This window comes from Capnocytophaga sp. oral taxon 336 str. F0502, assembly GCF_000411575.1.
Classification (GTDB): Bacteria; Bacteroidota; Bacteroidia; order Flavobacteriales; family Flavobacteriaceae; genus Capnocytophaga; species Capnocytophaga ochracea.
Window position 1 is genome coordinate 222,142 of sequence record NZ_KE150488.1, and the last position, 22,261, is coordinate 244,402.

The 22,261-nt window shown below is 39.1% G+C and carries 18 protein-coding genes and 2 pseudogenes; 8 read left to right on the forward strand and 12 right to left on the reverse strand.

The genetic code is table 11. The annotated features are described in order from the left end of the window. Positions 1-38 precede the first annotated feature (38 nt). The 3 genes from HMPREF1528_RS01070 (at position 39) to HMPREF1528_RS01080 (ending at position 2,926) form a co-directional block, all read left to right on the forward strand. On the forward strand, positions 39-842 hold the full coding sequence (locus HMPREF1528_RS01070; protein ID WP_016478274.1) for a class I SAM-dependent methyltransferase: 804 nt from the start codon (positions 39-41) through the stop codon (positions 840-842). A gap of 147 nt (positions 843-989) precedes the next feature. Further along, positions 990-1,967, forward strand: a complete 978-nt coding sequence (locus HMPREF1528_RS01075; RefSeq protein WP_016478275.1) for a pyruvate dehydrogenase complex E1 component subunit beta — start codon at positions 990-992, stop codon at positions 1,965-1,967. A gap of 341 nt (positions 1,968-2,308) precedes the next feature. Beyond that, a complete protein-coding gene (locus HMPREF1528_RS01080; protein WP_009418518.1) occupies positions 2,309-2,926 on the forward strand; it encodes a 4'-phosphopantetheinyl transferase family protein in 618 nt (205 codons plus the stop codon). 684 nt (positions 2,927-3,610) lie between these two features. On the opposite strand, the pseudogene HMPREF1528_RS01090 reads toward HMPREF1528_RS01080, so the two are convergent. Both HMPREF1528_RS01090 and HMPREF1528_RS01095 read right to left on the reverse strand, forming a co-directional pair. Further along, a pseudogene (locus HMPREF1528_RS01090) lies at positions 3,611-3,966 on the reverse strand (DUF488 domain-containing protein). Between the two features lie 136 nt (positions 3,967-4,102). Beyond that, positions 4,103-6,058, reverse strand: a complete 1,956-nt coding sequence (locus tag HMPREF1528_RS01095; RefSeq protein ID WP_016478277.1) for a multiheme c-type cytochrome — start codon at positions 6,056-6,058, stop codon at positions 4,103-4,105. A gap of 195 nt (positions 6,059-6,253) precedes the next feature. Here HMPREF1528_RS01095 and HMPREF1528_RS01100 point away from each other — a divergent pair, with 195 nt between their 5' ends. Together HMPREF1528_RS01100 and HMPREF1528_RS01105 are read left to right on the forward strand one after the other, a co-directional pair. Further along, the gene (locus HMPREF1528_RS01100) at positions 6,254-9,310 is read left to right on the forward strand and encodes a SusC/RagA family TonB-linked outer membrane protein (RefSeq protein WP_016478279.1); all 3,057 of its coding nucleotides are present in this window, start codon (positions 6,254-6,256) and stop codon (positions 9,308-9,310) included. A 12-nt stretch (positions 9,311-9,322) separates the two neighbouring features. Beyond that, positions 9,323-10,858: a RagB/SusD family nutrient uptake outer membrane protein gene (locus HMPREF1528_RS01105; protein ID WP_016478280.1), complete on the forward strand. Its 1,536-nt coding sequence runs from the start codon at positions 9,323-9,325 to the stop codon at positions 10,856-10,858. 100 nt (positions 10,859-10,958) lie between these two features. Here HMPREF1528_RS01105 and HMPREF1528_RS01110 read toward each other — a convergent pair. The 10 genes and pseudogenes from HMPREF1528_RS01110 to HMPREF1528_RS01155 all read right to left on the reverse strand — a co-directional run. Next, positions 10,959-11,110 (reverse strand): annotated as a pseudogene (locus HMPREF1528_RS01110) (anion permease); the annotation flags it as partial. Between the two features lie 55 nt (positions 11,111-11,165). Then, the gene (gene rny / locus HMPREF1528_RS01115; RefSeq protein WP_002674146.1) at positions 11,166-12,734 is read right to left on the reverse strand and encodes a ribonuclease Y; all 1,569 of its coding nucleotides are present in this window, start codon (positions 12,732-12,734) and stop codon (positions 11,166-11,168) included. 233 nt (positions 12,735-12,967) lie between these two features. Beyond that, positions 12,968-13,258: a cell division protein ZapA gene (locus tag HMPREF1528_RS01120; RefSeq protein ID WP_009410520.1), complete on the reverse strand. Its 291-nt coding sequence runs from the start codon at positions 13,256-13,258 to the stop codon at positions 12,968-12,970. Between the two features lie 2 nt (positions 13,259-13,260). Further along, positions 13,261-13,554, reverse strand: a complete 294-nt coding sequence (locus HMPREF1528_RS01125) for a hypothetical protein (protein ID WP_002674144.1) — start codon at positions 13,552-13,554, stop codon at positions 13,261-13,263. Positions 13,555-13,947: 393 nt separating this feature from the next. Further along, positions 13,948-14,694: a ThiF family adenylyltransferase gene (locus tag HMPREF1528_RS01130; RefSeq protein ID WP_016478282.1), complete on the reverse strand. Its 747-nt coding sequence runs from the start codon at positions 14,692-14,694 to the stop codon at positions 13,948-13,950. 85 nt (positions 14,695-14,779) lie between these two features. Beyond that, a complete protein-coding gene (locus tag HMPREF1528_RS01135) occupies positions 14,780-15,085 on the reverse strand; it encodes a type II toxin-antitoxin system YafQ family toxin (RefSeq protein ID WP_016478283.1) in 306 nt (101 codons plus the stop codon). Then, on the reverse strand, positions 15,072-15,326 hold the full coding sequence (locus HMPREF1528_RS01140; RefSeq protein WP_016478284.1) for a hypothetical protein: 255 nt from the start codon (positions 15,324-15,326) through the stop codon (positions 15,072-15,074). Before HMPREF1528_RS01140 ends, HMPREF1528_RS01135 begins: the two co-directional genes overlap by 14 nt. A gap of 210 nt (positions 15,327-15,536) precedes the next feature. Next, a complete protein-coding gene (gene rpiB, locus HMPREF1528_RS01145; RefSeq protein WP_016478285.1) occupies positions 15,537-15,959 on the reverse strand; it encodes a ribose 5-phosphate isomerase B in 423 nt (140 codons plus the stop codon). Position 15,960: 1 nt separating this feature from the next. After that, the gene (locus tag HMPREF1528_RS01150) at positions 15,961-16,827 is read right to left on the reverse strand and encodes a GAG-binding domain-containing protein (RefSeq protein WP_016478286.1); all 867 of its coding nucleotides are present in this window, start codon (positions 16,825-16,827) and stop codon (positions 15,961-15,963) included. A gap of 331 nt (positions 16,828-17,158) precedes the next feature. Then, positions 17,159-18,190, reverse strand: a complete 1,032-nt coding sequence (locus HMPREF1528_RS01155) for a DUF4434 domain-containing protein (protein ID WP_016478287.1) — start codon at positions 18,188-18,190, stop codon at positions 17,159-17,161. A gap of 709 nt (positions 18,191-18,899) precedes the next feature. Here HMPREF1528_RS01155 and HMPREF1528_RS01165 point away from each other — a divergent pair. The 3 genes from HMPREF1528_RS01165 to HMPREF1528_RS01175 all read left to right on the forward strand — a co-directional run bounded on the left by HMPREF1528_RS01165 (position 18,900) and on the right by HMPREF1528_RS01175 (position 22,076). Beyond that, positions 18,900-19,850 carry a PhoH family protein gene (locus tag HMPREF1528_RS01165; protein ID WP_016478289.1) on the forward strand — a complete coding sequence of 317 codons (951 nt, stop codon included), beginning with the start codon at positions 18,900-18,902 and terminating at the stop codon, positions 19,848-19,850. A gap of 236 nt (positions 19,851-20,086) precedes the next feature. After that, a complete protein-coding gene (locus HMPREF1528_RS01170) occupies positions 20,087-21,343 on the forward strand; it encodes a DUF262 domain-containing protein (protein ID WP_016478290.1) in 1,257 nt (418 codons plus the stop codon). Further along, complete coding sequence (locus tag HMPREF1528_RS01175; protein WP_016478291.1) at positions 21,333-22,076, forward strand: hypothetical protein; 744 nt, start codon at positions 21,333-21,335, stop codon at positions 22,074-22,076. Before HMPREF1528_RS01170 ends, HMPREF1528_RS01175 begins: the two co-directional genes overlap by 11 nt. The last annotated feature ends 185 nt before the right edge of the window (positions 22,077-22,261 follow it).

The following is a 22,261-nucleotide window of genomic DNA, read 5'->3' on the forward strand; positions in this document are numbered from 1 at the left end:
AACGAGTCGAACAGGTCTGATTCTAACCTCTAACATCTATGAACAAAATACCCGAAACAATGCTCATTACTTTATGGGCAAAAGCTACTGAAAATAAAGAACCTCAACCGCTGTTACGCGATGAGAAGGCTGCTGAGATTATAAACAAAATAGACTATGATTTTAGCCGATTCAAGAAAGCTAAATTCTCCCAAGCAGGCGTGTGTGTGCGCGCTCACCTGATAGACGAAGAAACACGTGCTTTTATAGAGCAACACCCCGATGCAGTAATAATACAATTGGGTACGGGTCTTGATGCTCGTTATGAGCGTTTGGGTTGTCCGGAACTTACCCATTGGTATGACCTCGATTTGCCTGAGGTGATTGCTATCCGGCGTCAGTTTTTTGAGGAGAGTGAAAGACGTAGTTTTTTAGAAATGTCTCTCTTTGATACCGAATGGATAGAGAAAGTAAAAGCTCACCACAAACCGATACTCATTATTGTTGAGGGGGTACTGATGTATTTCCCTCCGTTTGAGGTAAAAGATTTTATGATACATCTCTGTGAAGCATTTACTGAGGCTACTCTTCTCTTCGATATGCTGGCTTACGCCTTAGTAGGGCACGCTAAGAACCACGATACACTAAAAGCAATGGATAAAGACAGGCGCCCTGAATTTCAATGGAGCGAAAAGTATAGCGAGGCGATGGAGCAATGGCACCCTAAGTTGCACGTGGCGAAAGAGTATTTTATGAGTAAGTACGACCAAGGGCGCTACCCATTTATCTTCCGTATGCTATATAAGATTCCGTATTTTTATAGGCGATTTAACCAGAGAGTAGTAAGATTAGAGATAAGGTAAATAACATAATAAATATTTGATATATAACGTTTTAAATAATATATAGAAAATAAAAGTAGTAAAAAAATTAGGAGATTAAATAATTATTATTACTTTTGTGCTTTCAAAACAGAAATTTTAGTTATATACCTTATTTAATAAATATAAATGAGAACAATACAATTTAGAGAAGCCGTTTGCGAAGCGATGAGTGAAGAAATGCGTCGCGACGAGTCTATTTATTTGATGGGTGAAGAGGTAGCCGAATATAATGGCGCTTACAAAGCCTCTAAAGGAATGCTCGATGAATTTGGGCCTAAACGTATTATTGATACTCCTATCGCTGAAGGTGGTTTTGCAGGTATCTCAGTAGGAGCTGCTATGAATGGTAACCGTCCTATTGTAGAGTTTATGACCTTCAACTTTTCATTAGTAGCGATTGACCAAATCATTAACAACGCGGCTAAAATGCGCCAGATGTCAGGAGGTCAGTTTAATATTCCTATCGTTTTTCGTGGTCCTACCGCTTCTGCTGGTCAGTTGGCGGCTACCCACTCTCAAGCCTTTGAGAACTGGTATGCTAACTGCCCTGGATTGAAAGTAGTAGTTCCTTCTACGCCTTACGATGCGAAAGGACTCTTGAAGTCGGCTATCCGTGATAACGACCCTGTTATCTTTATGGAATCTGAGCAAATGTACGGCGATAAAGGTGAAGTGCCAGAAGAAGAATACACTATTCCATTAGGCGTTGCCGATATTAAGCGTGCGGGTACTGATGTAACTATCGTTTCTTTCGGTAAAATTATTAAAGAAGCGCATAAAGCTGCTGATATTTTAGCCAAAGAAGGTATTGAGTGTGAAATCATCGACTTGCGTACTGTACGTCCACTTGACTTTGACACGGTATTCGCATCGGTTAAGAAAACTAATCGCTTAGTGATTTTGGAAGAAGCGTGGCCTTTTGCCAGTGTGTCTTCTGAAATTACTTATCAAGTACAAGAGCACATCTTCGATTATCTCGATGCGCCTGTACAACGCATTACTACCACTGATACGCCAGCACCTTTCTCTTCAGAGCTTTTGAAAGAGTTTTTGCCAAATGCTGACGACGTAGTAAAAGCGGTAAAAAAATTACTTTATAAATAAGAATTTGCTATCATTTTTATTTTTTTAAAAGTTATATTTTATTTTTTAGTCTTCACGATTTTTCCTCATCGTGAAGACTTTTTTTCGTTTAAGAGCGTTAATCTTTTGTTAAACTTTTGATAGGGAAGCAAAAGAATAAAAGTTATGCTTGTAACACAAATTAACGTCTTCATTGTTTATGAACTATTAAAATGATGCTAAATAAGCTCATTATAAGGGCGTTGTTTTAACATATTATTGATTTCTGAAAGAAAAGAAAAAGATACAGAGGTGGTTTATATAACTTGTAAGAATTAAGAATTTTTCAGTACCTTTGTGCGAAATTAGGAGGGGAATTATATATGCCATTAGAGAGCACCATAAAAGTAGATAAAAAAACCACCTTGTACATTTGGGAGGTAAGGGAGGAGCTTGCTGTGTTGGAAGAAGAAACTCCTCTTACTCCTGAACAAAAGGAGAGTTACAATGCCATTAGCAATGAGAGGGCTAAAAAGAACTTTTTAGCTACGCGTTTATTGCTAACTCAGTTAGGACACGCCCCCAATTCTTTGCATTACAATGCTTACGGGAAGCCTTTTTTAAAGGGAAAAGATTTTATTTCGATTAGTCATTCGTTTGATAAGGTTGTGGTGATGATAAGTAATAAACCTGTGGGGGTGGATATTGAGAAGAAACGAGAGAAAATATTGCGTATTGCACATAAATTCACTCAATGGAATTATCGCTCAGCGAATTACTCGATTCATAACATCATTCAGAAACTTACAATGACGTGGTGTGCCAAAGAAGTAGGTTTTAAAATTCACAACAAACCTACACTTACCCTAAATGATGTGAGGGTAAAAGACTTTTTCCCTAATGACAAGGAGACGGATATTAAGATAGGAAACACTATGTATAAGGTCTTTTTTGTTTTGATAGAAGATTTTGTTTTAGGATATTGTAAAGCTAATAAATGAACATTTTGGTTATACACAGGAACAAATGGTAGATTTTGTAGTTGTACAAAGTTTGCCATTTGTTTTTTTATGTTAATGAATGTGGGTTGGGCGTAAATCTCAGAATTAGAAAATGAGGAAATTAGGAAATGAGAAAATGAGTGCGAGCCGCACAGGCAGTCGTAGCACGACGGGCTATTAACTTTGGCAAAGTTTGAGATGAAAAAGCGACGTGTTGAGACTGTTAGGAGTGTTCGGAAGAAAACGGAAAAGTTCGGAAGAAGGAAGGTAAGATTTTTGATGAAAAAAGGGTGTAAGAAGGGTGGGGGTAGCTTATAGAGAGCTTATAGGAAGCTTATACGAATCTTGGACGATTGATATAGAAAGGGTGTATAAGTAGTTGATTCATAGTATAATACAACAAGGCTAAAAATGGTAAAAACGGGGTTTCGAGGCGAAAGAAAAGGGAATAGGCACTAGGCCTTAGGCCATAGGCACTAGGGGGAGTATGACGGAAAAGGGAAGAAATGACGAATGACGAGAGACGAATGACGAAGGAAATGTGATGAAAATCTCTTGCTGGCTACCTTCAAAGGGGGAATGTAGTGACGGAAAGTCGGAGGTAATGTGGGGAAAAATATTCTTCTATACACACACTCGACTATTGATAGTTACATACTCGGCTAATGTTATTTTAAGAGGTTTTTAGGGGGTTTTGGAGATTGCCTCTTTGAGTATGGGGAGGGCACTTCTCTCAATCAGCTGAGAAGCTGAGAAGCGGTGAGGAGGGTGATTACTTTATGAGGTTTAAGCATCTCTAAGAAAGATGCAAAAGCGGGGTTTACCAAGAGTTCTTGGGTATAATCTGCTTTGAAATCTTCGAATTTGCCGTCTTGATGATAGCGTTTGCGCAAAGCTGTGGAAGGAGCTACCTCTTTCGCCCAAAAATCTAAATGAAGTGCTTCTTTTTTGATGCCACGAGGCCAAAGCCTATCGGCTAAGATACGAAAGCCGTCATCGGGGCTTTCTGCTTCGTATACGCGTTTTAATTGTATTTTCATAGTAACAAGACCATTGCAAAAAATATACCGATTAGGATTTAATGATTAGTGATTAATGTTTAATGGTTAATGATTAAGAAGCGGAGAAGGGCTGGTTGTGAGCGGTAGGAGTGTTGTAAGCGGTATGCTTTAAGGATTAAAACCTGCTCTTAAATCCTAAGGCTTTGGCTTTACTAAGCGCAGCTTTGGCTTCTGCCTCGCGCCCAAGTTCGTTGTAGAGCAAATACAAATCGTAATAGATTTGGGCGTTTTTGGGTTCGTACTTCAAGGCTTCGTTTAAGAAGCTTTCTGCCTTGTCGTTTTGGGCTTTGCCACTGTAAAGAACGGCGAGATTTAGGCGAATGTAGTTCAGCTGTTTGTCTTTCAGCAGAGCACGCTCGTAGAAACGAATGGCGTTATCGGTATCGTTTATCTTCACAAAATAGTCGCCTGCCGTAGCACTTCCTAATGGAAAATCGGACTGTGAAAGCACAAACTCCTTGTACTCTTGGTGTGCTTGTTCAAATCGGTTATAGACCCTGCAAGCCTCTAATCCTTTTTGGGTGAGCAAGGCATTAGCCGCGAGCATACGCACCGCCTTCACCTTATCGGTAAGTAAGGGCAACAAATCATTTTCATAGAGATTCAGAGGATATTCGCTAATAGCCACCACGGCACGATAACGCGTTTGTGGGTGGGGATTGTGGAGTTCTTTTTTAATAAGCGCAAAGCTCTTTTCAGAAGGGTGATTGCCCAGATAGTGAATGGCTCCCGCACGCACAATGGCGGGAGTTGTTTTGTCTTCTAACAGACTACTGAGTGCGGTGATATTTCCTTTACTTCCTTTAATAAGATTTTCGGCGAAATGCGGTTTGCGCTGTTTGCCGTACCACTTGGCAACAGCCTCGGCTGCCCACCCAGCGGTTTTATCGGTATGACAAGCATTGCAAGCGTTGGGTGTGCCGTACTGAGCAGACAAATCGGGACGAGGGACGTAGAAATTGTGGTCGTGGCGCACATCGTTGCCCATATAAGTGCGGGTAGGCATATGGCACACACGGCAATCGGTTTCGGCTGGGTTGTCCTTATGGAAAGTGTGTGCCTGAGAAGCGTACTTAGGCGCGTGACACTGCAAACACACTTTGCTACCTTCGGCTTTCAGCTTGCCTGTGTGAGACGAATGGCAAGAGGTACAGCGCACGTTTTGGTGATACATTTTGCTTTGTAAGAAAGACGAATATTTATAGTTTTCACCTAATACTTGTCCGTCGGGAAAATAAAGGTCGGTTACGGGCACTTCAGGCAGATATTCGTCCATTACCTCTGTTACCATAGCGTGGTGCTGGGTTACCTCTCCCCTACGCGTATGGCAAGGCATACAGGCATTGAGTTCTTGGGTTTGCGAGGCGAGAACAAACGTGCGAGTTTTCCCCTTACTCTCGGCGTGCGTTTTAGCCCCTCCGTGGCAGGATTCACAACTTACGGTGAGTTCGCTATAAGTAGTGTGATAGGAGTCGGTATAAGGGTTGAGTTTTTTTTGCAGGTTGGTGCTATGGCAAGAGGCGCACATTAGGTTCCAATTCTGTCCTGCTTGCGTCCAATGCAGGTAATCATCGGGGGGAATCACCTCGCCTGCGTATTGGTGAAACCACTTGTTTTGGCGGCTATCCCACGACTGACGGAAGACTTGCTTTTTGCCGTTAGGAAAATCGGTAATATACTGTTGTAGGGGGTAATAACCAAAGGTATACAATACCTCATAGTCTTTGTAAGAGCCATCTTCGCTTTGTGTATGGATAAAAAATTTGCCATCGCGCTTGAAGAAACGAGAAGTGATGCCATCGGCGGTGTAGGTAGTGTTATTGAAATTGCCGAGTACGGTGCTATCGTTAGCGATTTGCATTGCCTTGTAATGGTCGGAGAGCGTCCATTCATTATACTCTTTTAGGTGACACTGCTTACAGGAAGCCGAACCTATGTAGTCCTGAGGAGTTTCTTTATCAATATCCTCTACGAAGGTATACGTCTCCTGATTAGTAGTTTTGAAGAATAGAAAAACAATGCCCGCAAGGCATAATAGAACAGCAAGAGCTATCAATAGTTTTTTCGACATAAAGAAACATTTAGGCGGTTTTCTTACAGCGAGGCAAAGGTACAAAAACAATATTTAATATACAACGGATAAGACGGTTAAAAATCCTAATAAAAGAGTCCTAAAACATTAAAAATTAACAAATGTATTTACTTGTGTTAAAAACTCTTGTACTATTGAAACCTTTTTACTACTTTTGCGCAAAATTAAATATAGATGACAAAACTGAGATTGTTGTACTCTTGGGCTCTCTTCTTGCTGGTAATTTTTAGTGTTACAGCACAGAACATAGAGGTTTCAGGTACTGTAAAAGATGAAAAAGGTGAGCCTTTATTAGGTGTATTGGTATTAATCAAGGGTACCCAGCACGGTGCCACTACCGATATGGACGGGAATTATACTATCCAAACCAAAGTGGGAGAAACGTTGAGTTTTTCGACCTTAGGAATGAAGACAGTAGAGAGAAAAATAACCGCCTCCACCAAACGATTAGACATAGTTCTTAAAGAAGATGTACAAGAGCTTGAAGAGATGGTGGTTACCGGCTATGGAGCTCCTAAGCTCGCCAGCCGCACCGTTGCACAAGTGGCACAAGTACAAGGTAAAGATGTGAGTGCCGCTCCGGTAGCCAGCGTATCCGATGCCTTACAAGGACGATTAGCAGGGGTAGTGGTAACCAGCGATTCTGGTCGCCCAGGTAGCAATAGCGATATCCTTATCCACGGGTATAACAACTTTCAAGGCGCACTACGAGGTGAAAGAACCCAAGAACCTCTCTATATAATGGACGGAATAGCCGTAAGCAGTAGTGTGATGAGCAGGTTCAACCCTAACGATATAGAGAGTATTACGGTACTTAAAGACGCGGCTTCTACCTCTATCTACGGAGCTCGTGCCGCCAATGGAGTGATACTCATCACTACCAAAAAAGGACGTAATAACGAGCGTACAAGCGTAACTATCAGTCACCAACTCGGTTTTACAGCGCTTACCAATGCCAGTCGTAAGTTTTTTGACGATATGATGACCCCACGCGAGTATATGGACTTTTGGATAGAAAAAAATCCTGAAGCAGTAAACTTGGCTGTAGGTAAGTTCAGTTCAAGCAAGGATGTAGCGAGACAGTCAGCAGAAAAAATCTTAGCCGATAATCCTTACAATACCCGTTGGGATAAGGTTTTCTTCAGAGATTTTGTACCGTTGATACGTACTGATGTCTCTATTTCAGGAGGTACTAATAATAGTACTTATTATTTGTCGTTTGGGCACTTCAGCCAAGAGGGTTCTACAGCACCTCGCAGCGATTACCGTCGTTATACTGTCAATGGTAGTATCAATACCCAAATCACTAAATGGTTAAAAACAGGCTTCTCATTTGCAGCAGGACATACCGAGCGCGAAGGAGGTTCTACCCTCAACACCCCTAAGGTGATAGCTTTGCCACTTTACAGTCCTACTTACGAAGATGGCCGTCGTAAAAACTATATCCCTGGCATCACCAGTCGTTCAGCTGGTTTCTACCACCCCGACTACTATGCCGAAACACACCCTAGCAACTCTTTCTCCGATGACTTCTTGCCTTCGGGGTTCGTCTCTATAGAGCCTATTAAAAACCTCATATTCAAAACACAAGGAGGGATACAATACGGGTATGGCGAATCAGAACTAAAAGAATTACCTTCGTTTATAGATTATAAGTTTTTCGATGACCCTAATCCTTACACTTCAGTGTCTAACAGTCGTACACTCAGAAAAACAATTACTAACACGTTAGAATATCGCTTCCTGTTAGGAGAAAACAAAAAACATAGCTTCAATGTGTTATTAGGACAAGAGTCGGTTGAAAATAGCAGTAAACAATTAGATGCTACTACTTTCGGACAACCTTCAGAAGGGCTAACAATGCTCCGACACGGTAGTAAAGATAAAAGAATAGAAGACCAAAAGACTGTAAGTACTTTCAATTCTTATTTCGGAAGAGTGGAATACTCTTATAACACTCGTTATTTCGTAGACCTATCAATGCGCCGTGATGGTTCATCAGCCTTTGGTAAGAACAACCACTACGGTAACTTCTGGGCAATAGGAGCGATGTGGAAACTCAAACAAGAGAACTTTTTGAAAGATGTAAAATGGCTTTCAGACCTCAATTTGCGCTTCAGCACAGGGCTTTCAGGAAATGCTTTAGGAGGCTACAAACATATCACTACCGTAAAACCAGACAATTTCTATCAAGGTAAAACAGCTTATACAGTAGGTAGCTTGGGTAATCCTGATCTACGTTGGGAAGAGCAACGCAAAACTACTGTAGGGCTTAATATTGTGATTGATAGAGGTACTTCTTTCAATATAGAATACTACGACCGCGAAACTTACGATATGATTTCAAGTCGTGAGCTCAATAGTACTTCAGGGCAAAATCAATTCTTTGACAATGCAGGGGGTATGCGCAACCGTGGGATAGACTTCACCTTCTCATCAGTAGTCTACAGAAGTGAAAATCAAGACTTGAGCATTCGTCCTTACTTTAACGTAAACTATAACAAGCAAGAAATAACCGCTCTTTTTGGCAATAAAATCTCTAATGTGGTTCCTTCTTCTGAAATAGGGTATAAATTAGGTCGTGCCCTTGAATGGGCAGCCGTTATCCCCAAAGGCGTGAACCCTACTACTGGACAAATGGAGTATTACATACCAGGTGATGACCGTATGGAGCAAGTAACTGATGATAATAGAGTAACAACTACTTACGATTCAAGTAAGTTAGGACAAACCACAGGCAAGAAAATGCAAGCCCCTATCAATGGTGGATTCGGTTGGAATATCAGCTATAAAACTTTCTCGCTCGATATGGCATTCTCTTTTTCGTTGGAAAAATATAAGTGGAACTACGATATGAAGTACACCGAAAATCCTGATCAGTTTGGCGATCACAACCTAAGTAGAAAAATATTAGACTATTGGAAAAATCCAGGTGATAACACCCGCCACCCTAAGATAAACACTACCACTTTCGTAAATTCATCGGATGCGCGTATGATACAAGACGCCTCATTTATGCGTTTGAAAAATATTACCCTTAGCTATAGCCTCCCGAAAGAAGTTATCAAACAATTGAATTTCTTTGAAGGAGTACGCTTATATGCTACCGCTCGTAATATCTTTACGCTTACCAAATACGAAGGTGCAGACCCTGAGTACAATAATGCTATTTCATCAGGTGGCTATCCTCCTTCTCGTCAATTTACCTTAGGGGTAGATGTTAATTTTTAAAAATGTAAAACAATGAAAAAGATTTATAAAATAATAACTTTAGTAGTAGCTCCTCTGTTCTTTACCGGCTGTTTCAACCTCGACCAACAACCTTATGAAGATTTGAGCCAAGCTAACTCTTTTAAAACCGTACAAGATGCTCAATCTTGGGTGAATGGTATGTATGGTAAGTTGCGTACAAACATATACGGAAGTGCAATGTATGCTACCGACTTGCAAGCTGATTTCCTGAATATGGCTCTAAGAGACGGTACTAACGAAACAATTACAAACTTTCAAAACTGGACGTTGTTTACTGTCAATAATGCAGCTACAGCTGCTATTTGGCAACGCTATTGGGGGGCAATACAAAATATAAATATAGGTTTAGAGGGGATTCCTACTATTACTATTCCCCAAGAAAATTACCGCACCGATGCGGCACAGATAAAGCACAATATGGGCGAATTGTATTTGGCACGTGCTTATTACTACACCTATCTACTTACGCATTATTGCCCTACCGACGAGGCTTCAGCTTATGGATTGCCTTTGCTAAGCGGGCCTACTATCAACAATTTTCCTAACAGAAGTACAGTAGGACAGACTTATGACTTTATTTTGGCCGATATAGCACAAGCCGAAACTCGCCTTAGTGATGTAACAGGTGCTTTAGGGTCAGAGAAGTTTACCAAAGATGCAGTTGCAGCACTCAAGGCACGTGTATTGCTTTATAGAGGCAAGTGGGCAGAGGCTTATGCCACAGCTACTTCAATTATTGGTAGTCGTTATAGCTTAGTGAGTAGTAGTAGTGATTTAGAAAAGGTATGGAAAGATGATGATACAGCAGAAAGTATCGTACAGCTCTATGCTAAATATGATATAGGTAATACTGCCGAATTGCCTTCAGCTAACGATGTCTATTTAGGATACCAAAGAGAATGGAACTACAGATTGCGTAGATTTGAGATAAAGTATTTGCCAAAAGCAATACCTACTCAAGATTTCGTAAATTTGTATAACGACAACGACTACCGTAAGTCTATTTATATCAAAAAACTTTTCGCTAACTATGGTAGTGCTACTTTCAACGATTTGTATTTGGTGAATAAATACCCCGATAACCCTTTGCTAAAACAAACACCCAATGGTTCGTCTACTTATATGCACCGTCCTAAGGTGTTCCGTATTGCTGAAATATACCTCATAGCCGCTGAAGCTGCGTATAAAAACGGCGATCAAACTAATGCTAAAACCTACTTAGACAGATTGCGCACCGCTCGTGGTATCGGTAGTGTAACCTATACCGACCTTTGGGCAGAGATTCAAAACGAACGCAACCGCGAACTTGCTTTCGAGGGCTTCCGTATGGCAGACATCAAGCGTTGGAATTTGGGTGTAGTGCGTGGTACCCCTCAGAACCTCAGTGCTATTGTTTCAGACCCTGCTGACCAGTATTATCAGCTTAATATCCCTGCAGGGAATTATAAAATGGTTTGGCCACTTTCTCCAAGTGACATTCTCTATGAACAAGGTAGAGCCAACTGGCAACAAAACCCAGGTTGGTAAAACAATGATTAATTGCCAATACAATAAAGAGATTTCAAACAAATTTGAAATAAAAAAGCGGTCAGTAGACCGCTTTTTTATTATCATTAATCATTAACTATTATCTCCAAAAGTAGTAGGCTACTACTGATATAAAGATAATACTAAGAATATTCAATACAAAACCTGCTTTTATCATATCACGTTGACTTACCTTGCCCGTACTGTAAGCTATGGCATTAGGAGGCGTAGAGCTACAGGTAACATAAAGGAAAATAGCAGTAGCAATAATTTGATATAGGTAGTCTTGTATATAATTCATATAACTTTACTTCGCAATATTCACAGCACGAGTTTCACGTATTACCGTTACTTTTACTTGACCTGGGTAGGTCATATCGGTTTGGATTTTTTGCGATAAGTTGAATGATAGTTCTGCGGCTTTATCGTCGGTTACTCTTTCGCTTTCTACGATTACACGCAACTCACGACCTGCTTGGATTGCATAGGCTTTCTTCACTCCTTGGAAGGTGAAAGCAGCATCTTCGAGATCTTTGAGACGTTGTATATACGAATCGAGTACTTGGCGACGTGCTCCGGGACGAGCCCCACTAATAGCATCGCATACTTGTACGATAGGCGAAAGCAAGGAGGTCATCTCAATCTCGTCGTGGTGTGCCCCGATAGCATTGCACACTTCGGGTTTTTCGCCGTATTTCTCTGCCCATTCCATACCGAGGAGTGCGTGAGGAGTCTCACTTTCTATCTGCGGTACTTTACCGATGTCGTGCAAGAGTCCGGCACGTTTGGCAAGTTTAGGATTTAAGCCTAACTCGGCTGCCATTACTCCACAGAGTTTGGCTACCTCGCGCGAGTGTTGCAAGAGGTTCTGCCCATATGACGAACGGTATTTCATACGTCCTACACATTTTACTAACTCGGGGTGCAGTCCGTGAATACCGAGGTCAATCACGGTGCGTTTACCTATTTCAACGATTTCTTCTTCTATTTGTTTGGTAGTTTTTTCCACCACTTCTTCAATACGTGCAGGGTGAATACGCCCGTCGGTTACGAGCTTGTGCAAAGAAAGACGTGCGATTTCGCGACGTACCGAGTCGAAGCAAGAGAGGATAATTGCTTCGGGGGTATCGTCTACAATGATTTCGACCCCTGTGGCTGCTTCGAGGGCACGGATGTTGCGACCTTCACGACCGATGATACGACCTTTCACCTCGTCAGACTCGAGATTGAATACCGATACGCAATTGTCTACTGCTTCCTCAGTGCCTATACGCTGAATGGTGTTGATGATGATTTTGCGCGCTTCTTGGTGAGCAGTGAGCTTGGCTTCCTCAATGGTATTTTGGATATAAGCCATCGCGTCGGCTTGGGCTTCACTGCGCAATGAATCGGTGAGTAGCTTCTTAGCTTCTTCGGCAGACAAGCCTGAAATAACCTCTAATTGTTGTACCTGACTTTTGTGTAGGCGGTCTATTTCTTCTTGCTTTTTGTCGAGGGTCTGCAAGCGAAAGTCGGCTTCTTCTGTTTTCTTTTCCAACTCATCTTTTAGGCGCTTATTTTGTGCCAATTCATTAGATACTTGCGACTCTTTATCGCGTATACGCTTCTCAGCCTCTGCCATTTTTTTATCTTTGGCAGTGATTGCTTTTTCGTGTTCAGCTTTTAGTTCAAGGAACTTCTCTTTTGCTTGGAATATCTTGTCTTTTTTGATATTTTCAGCTTCAGCTTTAGCGTTTTTCAGAAGAACGTCGGCTTCATTCTTAGCGTTGAGAATGATTTTAGAGGCGTTCTTCTTTTCCAGCGATTTGGCGATAGCAAACCCTATGAAAAGGGCAATGATAAAAACTGCAATACTTATAATAACTGTACTATCCATCTTTGTTGTTTAAAAAATAAAATATTGATATAAAAAATGCCTATATTGATTAATATGTTTCACGTAAAACTCTGAAAAACAGGTTTAGGGATACTCAGTGGGGCAAGTATCCGGCAACTGAAGACCGGCACGCTTTAGCCGCTGTAACTCTCCCTTTTGTGAAATGTTAATGTTGAGTTTACCGAAAGGACAATCAATATAGGCAGTAAGTTTTCTATGTAAAGGAACGTGTTTTAACCTATTTGGTTTAAGGCGTTGTACACCTGTGCTAAGGTTTCTTTGAGGGATTCATCTTCGTGCGTTTCGTTGAGTTTGGCTTGTTCTATTTCTCTTGCCAAAGCGATAGCGCACATTGCTAAACCATCTTGTTTATCGCGCAGTTCATAAACGGTTTCAAAATCTTGAATCATATCGTTTATCTTTTTAGCGGCTTTTCTAAAACCCTCTTCCTGTTGTGGAGCAATGGTTAAAGGGTATAACCTATCGGCTACCGAAAGTTTAATTCTCAATCCGTCCTGTTCCATTGCTATTGTTTAGTAAGCTGAGTGATACACGCATCGATTTCGCGAATGAGCGTATTGAGCTTCAATTTAGTTTCTCTTTTATTATCTTTACTGCCTAATATACGGTTGGCTATGGCGAGTGTTTCGTTCTTCTCTTTCAGTGTAGTGATAGTGCTTTCAAGCGACTGTTTCTCACTGCGAAGTTCTTCAATGGTTTGTTTTAGCTTGCCATTTTCTTCCCTAAGACTATTGAATTTGCTCTGTAAGACAATGGCTTTCTCTTCTAATAACGCTACCAACTTTTTTAAATCACTCATCAAACAGCGAACTTTGTATATTTGGGGCAAAAATACGCTTTCTTTTTAAAAAAAGCAATTTTTTTTAGAAAATAAATGAAACTGAGAAATGTAAGATTTTCATAATCAACATAAAAAAGGACTTTTAAGTTTTAAAGAAAGTCATACCTCAGCGTTGTTATAAATAAAAATCACTTGATTGTATTATAGTTGATGATTTTCTTTACTTAGTTTTAACAAAGGATTGAATTAACTTATTGATTATAAACCTCCCCCCCTTACACATACCCAGCTTTCGCTGGCTTCCTCAAAGAGATAACCTCCCCCCAGCCCCCTCCAAAGGGGGAGATGTGACGCAAAAGTGACTATGAAATTGTAAATCAGAGACAATCATTTCTCAAATATTGATTCACATTATAAATTAACATTTTCTTTATTTTGTTGTTTTGCTAATAGGTAATTTACCGCAGTAGCAGCAGCGTGTAACCCAAAAGCGGCTGGCATAAAGCTAATGGTACCATAAAAAGACTTTTTATAGTCGAGACCTTCGGTGCGTTGCATAGAGTCCTTAGAGACAATTTCGGAAGAGAATACGGCTTTTATACCTGAGTGAATACGCTCGTTTTTGAGCCGTTTGCGAATAAACTTTGCCAACGGACAGTTATACGTTTTCATCAGGTCGGTTACTTTTATTTGGGAAACATCGGTAGCACCTCCGGCGCCCATACAACTCACGAGCTTTACGTGTTTGCGTTTAGCTGCAAGAATAAGGTTCAGCTTAGGGGTAATACTATCGATACAGTCGATGACATAATCGAAGTCGGGCGTTACGATTTCCCAAGCGCGCTCAGGGGTGAGGAATTCGTGAATGACGGTGAGTTTCAGCTCGGGGTTGATATCCAAAAGACGTGCTCTCATCACTTCGGTTTTGGCTTGCCCTATCGTAGAATGAAGGGCGGGCAACTGGCGGTTGATATTAGAGAGGGAAACGGTATCAGCATCGACAATAGTGAGAGCTCCTACGCCTGCACGAGTTACAAATTCGGCAGCATAAGAGCCTACGCCCCCTAAGCCTGCAATGAGGATATGGGCTTTTTGCAAAGTGGTAATACCTTGTTGTTTAATTAAAAGCTCTGTACGTTCTAACCAATGATTATTCATATTAAAAAAAGCCCCATCGCAAAGGAAGGGGCTTATAATTCGCTTTTATAGTGCCGATAATAGTGCTTGTCTGCAAGGACACTTTCTACTTAAATAATTCAGAATGACTTCCAAGTCTCATCAAATAGATTACTTTTTCTTCATTATCTTGTATCCATATAATAAGAAAATCTCCTTCTATATGGCATACTAAACAGTCTTTATATTGCCCTTTTAGATAATGAGGTTTCATTTCATTAGGAATGCCTTCTACTCCTTTTCTCTGTAAAATATCAATTACACTAACTTTTTCTATCTTCTTAGAGCTTTTGCTATATCTTTTTTTGTCCTTTTTGAAAGCTACAGTTGCTACAACATCAAAAATTATTTCTTCTTCTTCAAAGCTGTTCATTATCTATATCTTTAAAAAGCTGTCTAACATCTTTATATCTTTTCATAAGGTGACCTTTTTCTTTCACTTCCTGAAAAGCTTTCTGTGTTTCCTCGTTAGGAATAGCTGTTTCAATAGGATATGTTTTTTTTCCTTCTTTTTTACTCAAAAGAACGGTTTTTACTTTGAACTTTTCGAACAAACTTAAGAAAGTAGGGAAATCAGCTTCATTGATAGTTGCTTGTAATGTGATTGTATTCATAATACTACTATTTTTTGGCAAAAGTATAAAATCTTTTTTATTTAACAAAGTATTATTTACTTCTTCAAAAAAAGCCTGTCCGAGAAGCTTTGTTTTGTGAAGGCGATTTGCCAATCGCCCCTACAATATAACTAAAAGCAATTGATTATAATTAACTTTGCCAAAGGTGCGAGTCGTACCTTTGGCAAAGTGTAGCGACGCAAATGCGATTTAAATCTTCTTTATTCTTCTTTCGTGGCGACCGCCTTCAAAAGGGGTGTTGAGAAAGGTATTGGCTATATCTACAGCTTGCTCAATGGCGGTAAAGCGGGCGGGAATGCTCAGTACATTGGCATTGTTATGGGCACGAGCAAGAGCAGAGAGCTCTTTTGTCCAGCAGACTGCACAGCGAATGTGAGGGTGCTTATTGGCGGTCATTGCGATGCCGTTACCACTACCGCAAATCACAATACCAAGGTCGGCTTTGTTTTCTTCTAAGGCTTTGGCTACGGCGTGACCAAAATCGGGGTAGTCTACACTTTCAGAAGTATCGGTGCCGTAGTTGAGTACTTCTATTCCTTTATTTTCCAAAAAAGCTACAATAGCTTTTTTATAATCGACTCCTGCGTGGTCATTCCCTATGACTATTTTCATTTTAGTTATGAGTATTTAATTTATTGACGATGTCTATAATTTTATTGAAGTTCACTACAATTTCTTCATTTGTTGATTTTATGAAGTGATTATTTCCTTCTAAGGTTCCATATAAACCATCGAAAGTAGTTTTGATAAAGTTTTCTATTTCGGTATTAGTAGGATATTTCACTCGATAGCCCTCAGCTTGGCGTGCCATCAGTTCTATATGTGCATATACTACTCCATATTGGTATAAATCTTCATAGGTTTTTTTGGCTTCGGCTAAGTCGATAGTGCTTTTTTTATCACCATAATTTTGGATGGCTCCTTTTGAGATTCTTGTTCCTTCTACCCAAGTGCTATGTTGTGTAGCATATTTGTATTTATCCTTAGGATATTGAGGATGTTTTTCGATAGTGGTGAGCAAGGTATTGTACTCGGTGATGGTTTGTTCAATAAGCTTTTTGTACTCACTTACCTCAGTAATATTGGTTTTGTAATAAGGGATATCTGCCTTATGAGCTATTTGATCAATGAAAAGAGGTTTTGAAAAAACAGTTACTTGAAAACTACCACGTTCTTGCTTTTTATCAGTAACTATACTTACTTTTGTTGTACCTATTTTTTTGGCAATAAAAGTCAAGGTGTTATTAATTATTTCACCCTTTTGAGTAAGTACTTCAGCTTTTTCAATCTGTACTTTATCAGTAGGATTGAGCGTACCTGTGAAAGTAATAGTAGCCGTTTTAGTAAGCTCTATATCCACTTTATTAACACTAAATTGTAATTGAGGTACTGAAGGTTCGTTATTACCATCGTCCTTTTTACACCCTGTAGTAAGGCTTAGGGTAAGAGCCATTGCTGTAAAGATAAAAATATTCTTCATATGTAAATTTGATTTTGGGTGCAAAGGTACGACATAATTAGCAAATTAGCAAATTAGGAGCTACAGTGTTCGCATTTAATATTAACGCGGTAAACTGCTTATTTAAGTCTCACACGAATTTCACAAATTTCACGGATTTTTGATATCCTTATTATTAAATACCAATCAAGAGTTGAATTAACTAATTGATTATAAATCTCCTCCCTTACACATACCCAGCTTTCGCTGGCTTCCTCCAAAGGGGGAGATGTGACGAAAAAGCGACTATGAAGTTATAAATCAGAGATAATTATTTCTCAACCCTTGATTCACATTAATAATTATGTATTATTTATTTAATAAACTGTTTGTAAGCTTCACGTAGAGCATCGGCTTGGGCTTTTTTGGGACTTTGGGTGTACATATCGTCAAAATATGCAAAAGATACTACTTTGGTTACTTTGGGAATGGAGAAGGCGGTAGTGAGTTGTTGTTTGACTCTATCGAAAGTGGCGGGATGAAAAGGTACCTGACCATTAGGAGAGGCAAAAGTTTCGAGGTCTGACCAAAATACGCCTTTATAGTTTTTGTTTTCCTGAAATAGTCCGCGCTCAGCCGCTTGGTAGTACTCAGCAAGGCGGTTGAGGGTTACGTGTTGTGCCCCTACCCCATCTTGTAACATAATGATTTCTAAATTACTCTTAGCGAGTTCAGCCATAAAGTGTTGCAACTGTTCGGGAGACGAAAGTGCACTATTCCAAAAGGCAGCAATTGAAACGGGTTTGTTATTCAGCTGGTGCAAACGATTAGAGATGCGGTCTATAAATTTCTCTCTGAAAAGGGCTATCTTATCATCGGTATTATAAGCATAAGGCTCGGGTTCGTGTGGGATATACCACCCTTTGAAGGCTGGGTGAGTACCAAACTGGCGTTGGATATCTTCAGCAATAGCAATACAATAATTGGCTTGAGTTTGTAGCCACGACGCATCGGTTTGATGTTGCCAATAACTTTCATCAAAGAGCAAGCCTATGTACACTTCTATGCCTTTACGCTGAGCTGAGGCAAGGATTCGTTGTAGGGTAGGTTTAATTTTGGTGGTAGTAAAGTTATTGTTTGAATCGAACCAAGTGAGGTTATTAGAAGGATTTATATATCCTATGTGTTGCACGATGAGGGTATTCATACCCAAGTCTTTAATTTCGCCTAAAAAATTGTCCCATTGAGCCTCGCTCCAATCACCTTTTTCAAAAAGCTGTATGAAGGTACCTGTAAGTATCTTTTTATCGGAAGGGGAAGGGGTAGGTTCATCGGAGTTGCTTTTGCTACAAGAGGCTGATAGCAAAGCGGACAAAATGGTAAGAAATAAAACTAATTTTTTCATCTTATTTAATATTTTTTGCAAAGGTAAGAAGTAATTAGGAAATGAGAAAATTGGAAAATGAGAAAATTGGAAAATTAGAGAATTAGGAAATGAGGAAATTAGGAAATGGGGTGCGAGCTACAAGAAAAGTGCCAACGGAGGGGATTAACTTTGCCAAAGTTTCAAACTTTGGCAAAGTGTATACCGCAAAGAAACGGAAAAGTTCGGAAGAAGGTTAAGAGGAATTTTGGTGAAAAAAGGCTATAAGGAGGGTGGGGTTAGCTTATAGAGAGCTTATAGGAAGCTTATACGAATCTTGGACGATTGGTATAGAAAGGGTATATAAGTGGTTGACTCATAGTATAATACAGCAATGCAAAAAATGGAGAAAATGGGGTTTCGAGGCGAAAGAAAGGGAATCCTCACCCCGTCCCTCTCCCAAGGAGAGGGTGAATGTAGCGACGGAAAAAATAATGAAACATTCCCCTTTACACATACCCAGCTGTCGATGGCTACCTTCAAAGGGGGAATGTAGGGACGAAAAAGGGGAAATTAGGAAATGAGAGAATTAGTAAATTAGAGAGAGACTCAGGGAGAGCTGTTGGACAGGGCAGAGGGGGCGGACTTATCTAACGAGTGATTTGGTTATTAACAAATTGGCTAATTGACAATTTTTTCATATCTTTGCCAAAACTTTTAACTCATAACTCTTAACTGATAACTAAATAAAGTGAACGAATTAAACTTAGAACTTACTGACGTGAGCGCCCAAGTGTTTTGTGGCGAAGACGAAAATAATATCAAATACATCAAAACGCTCTTCCCGAAGCTGAAAATCGTAGCACGGGGGTCTAAACTTATAGCCTTTGGCGAAGAACATTTGCTAAAAGATTTTCAGAAACAAATGGAAAAGCTTATCGCCTATTGCGCAAAATACAATCGCTTAGACGAGCGCACTATCGATAGTATTTTTTCGGCTACTAGTACTGAGAAGAGCGAAAAAGTGCGCGAAGAGGACATCATTGTGCACGGCGTGAATGGCAAAATCATACGTCCGCAAACCCCCAATCAAGTAAAATTAGTAGAGCTGATGCACCAAAACGATATGGTATTTGCCGTAGGACCTGCCGGTACGGGTAAGACCTATGTGGGCGTTGCCTTAGCCGTAAAAGCTCTTAAAGAAAAACAAGTGCGTAGGATTATTCTCACTCGTCCGGCAGTGGAAGCAGGCGAGAATCTCGGCTTTCTTCCTGGAGACCTCAAAGAGAAACTCGACCCCTATATGCAACCCCTCTATGATGCCTTGCGCGATATGATTCCGCACGAAAAACTCAACGCTTTTATTGAGGCTGGCATCATCGAGATTGCCCCTCTTGCTTTTATGCGCGGACGCACCTTAGACAACGCTTTTGTAATCCTTGACGAGGCACAAAACACCACCCACGCCCAAATGAAGATGTTCCTCACCCGTATGGGGCGTAATGCCAAGTTTATGATTACCGGCGACCCTGGACAAATAGACCTACCTCGTAAAGTTTCCTCCGGACTTAAAGAAGCTATGCTTATCCTTCAAAAAGTACGGGGTATCGCCTTCCTCCACTTAGACGACAAAGATGTTGTGCGTCACCCATTGGTACGCAGTATCATCGAAGCCTACAAAACCATAGAAAACAATGAATAGGCTGGTTAGAGAATTAAAGGTCTAACTCCCGTTTATCTCTTGCCAAAAGGAAGGATGTAATAAACATTAATAAAGAATTTTATTGTAGAACAGAATCTATGATTAATTCATTTGATATTGATAATATTTCGATATATACAGATTTTAATATTTACAATTTATATTGCAAACATAGTTGTAAAAATCACTTTTTATATCGAGCTAACATAAAATGGATATAAAATTAGTGTTAAAAAATGATAAAAAACAGAACATATTATGGTGAATACACCTTAAGACATTGGATAAATTTACTTTTAAGGAAAAATATTATTCTTCCTGACTATCAAAGATCATTTGTTTGGGATGAGAGAGACCTAAAACGACTGATAAAATCAATAAAAGAAGGTCAGTTTATACAGCCCGTAACAATAGCTTTGTATAAAGAAAATGAAGATTCTAAAAACCTTCTTCTTGATGGGCAACAACGTTTAACATCAATATTACTCAGTTTTATAGGTTATTTCCCTAATAAAAGTAAGTTTGATGAAGCTGAAAAGTTAGCCAGTGAAGATGATAGTGCTCAAGATTCTGAAAATACCCCTTCTGAAAGCAATGTATCATCACATAAATCTATCGGTTGGACTTTTCAAGAGTTGTTAAAATATGGTTCTACTAAAGAAAAGATTCAAGAGGGATTAGGAAAAGAAGGAAAATACAATGAATTAGACATTGAAGATATTATAGGTTCTGAAAATAATTTTTGGGAAGAACATTTTATAGGTTTCTCTTATGTAGTACCTGTTTTTAATAACTCTAATAATGAGAAGGTTAAGGGATATTTCTCTAAATTATTCCGAAACATGAACTATTTCGGTAAAAAACTTTCTAATATAGAGAGCCGTAAGTCTTTATATTATCAAAATCAAGAATATACCTCATTTTTTGAAGGAAAAACTAGTGAAGGCAAAGATGTTCTATGTGGTTTGAAAATCAAGCAAGATCTCCAAAATAATAGTATAGATTTCGTACGATACTTATCCATTTTATCTCAAAAATGTGTAGGAGACACACCTTTAGTTGGTTATTCTTCTTACAAATCAAGAGAGAGTTTTTATGCTGATTATGTTTCATATATATTAGGGCTAGAGCAGGAACAAAGAGAAAGAAAATTTGATAAATTTAAATTTAATGAAACTCTAAAAGACACTTGGAAAGAACGGTTTTCCAACTTAAGAGAAGTGGTTTTGAAACTAAAAGGTCAAAAGGAGCTAGAAGAAGGTATTTTTTTCTCTTGGATAGAGGCAGACTATTGGTTGTTTGGATTAATTTATTATGTAGTCTTTATGGGGAAACGAATAAAAGAAGATATTACTAATCTACCTCAAGAGGTGATTAGTAAAATAAATGACAAAAAGGGTAATGAATATTATACGAAAAACAGCAATAGATTAGGAAATATTAGAGAACGTATAGAGGAATCTATCAATATATATAGTAATTATGTATCATAGTATTCATACAGATTTTATTCAAACTCCCATCAAGGAAATTCTTATTGAAGGAGTGAATGTGAGCCGTGCCATTGGGAACGGAATCGAAACACAACCTCTTTATACTTATATTATGCCTTCCCTTTTTCTAAAAATGACAGGGGCACAAGAACAAAAGTTAAAGTGCATCTGTTGGGAAATAGCCACCCACGATTATGAATACCGCCGTAGACTTCTTGAAAATGAAGATAAATTAGGTGAGTGTTCTAAATATTCAGCGAAAAACAAAATTTATACTGACCTAGTTAAACGAATAAAAAGTCTTGGAGGAGATTTAGATAATGAAAAAGTTAATCTAATTAATAGGGTAATAGAAGATATTAAAGATATTTTTAAGTATAGTAACTTTAGTTCTTGGCTACAAAAGGACTTCCAAAACTTTGATAAAGGTATAAAGAATAAATTTTCAGAAAAGCAAATACTCGCAAAAGACAAAAAATCAGGGGGGGTAAAACTATTTGAAAGTGTTTTACAGAAAGATTACGAGGAAATAGTATATAAAGAGCGTAATCGTTGTGCGCATAATACCACTTCTTATCAACGTAATTTACCGGATTTGGATACTCTTGCCTCAGAAGAGTATTTGTGGCATAATTATTTTTATAGATATGCAATATTAGTTTTGATAGATGAGATTTTTATACTTTTATATAATAAGTATATGGAACTCATAAAAGAAAAACATATTATGTAGTAGCATTCAATATGTCTTAAGGATATAAAAGAAACCTATAATTTGTTCCCATCTCAGTCGTTTGCTTATTTATAACATTCATCATTTTACTTCCTTATTGTTCAAAAACTTCTCTCTTATTCCAACCTTTTCAAAAATTCTTCGTTTATAGAGCAGAAAGTGAAAGATATTAGCTCTCTTCTTTA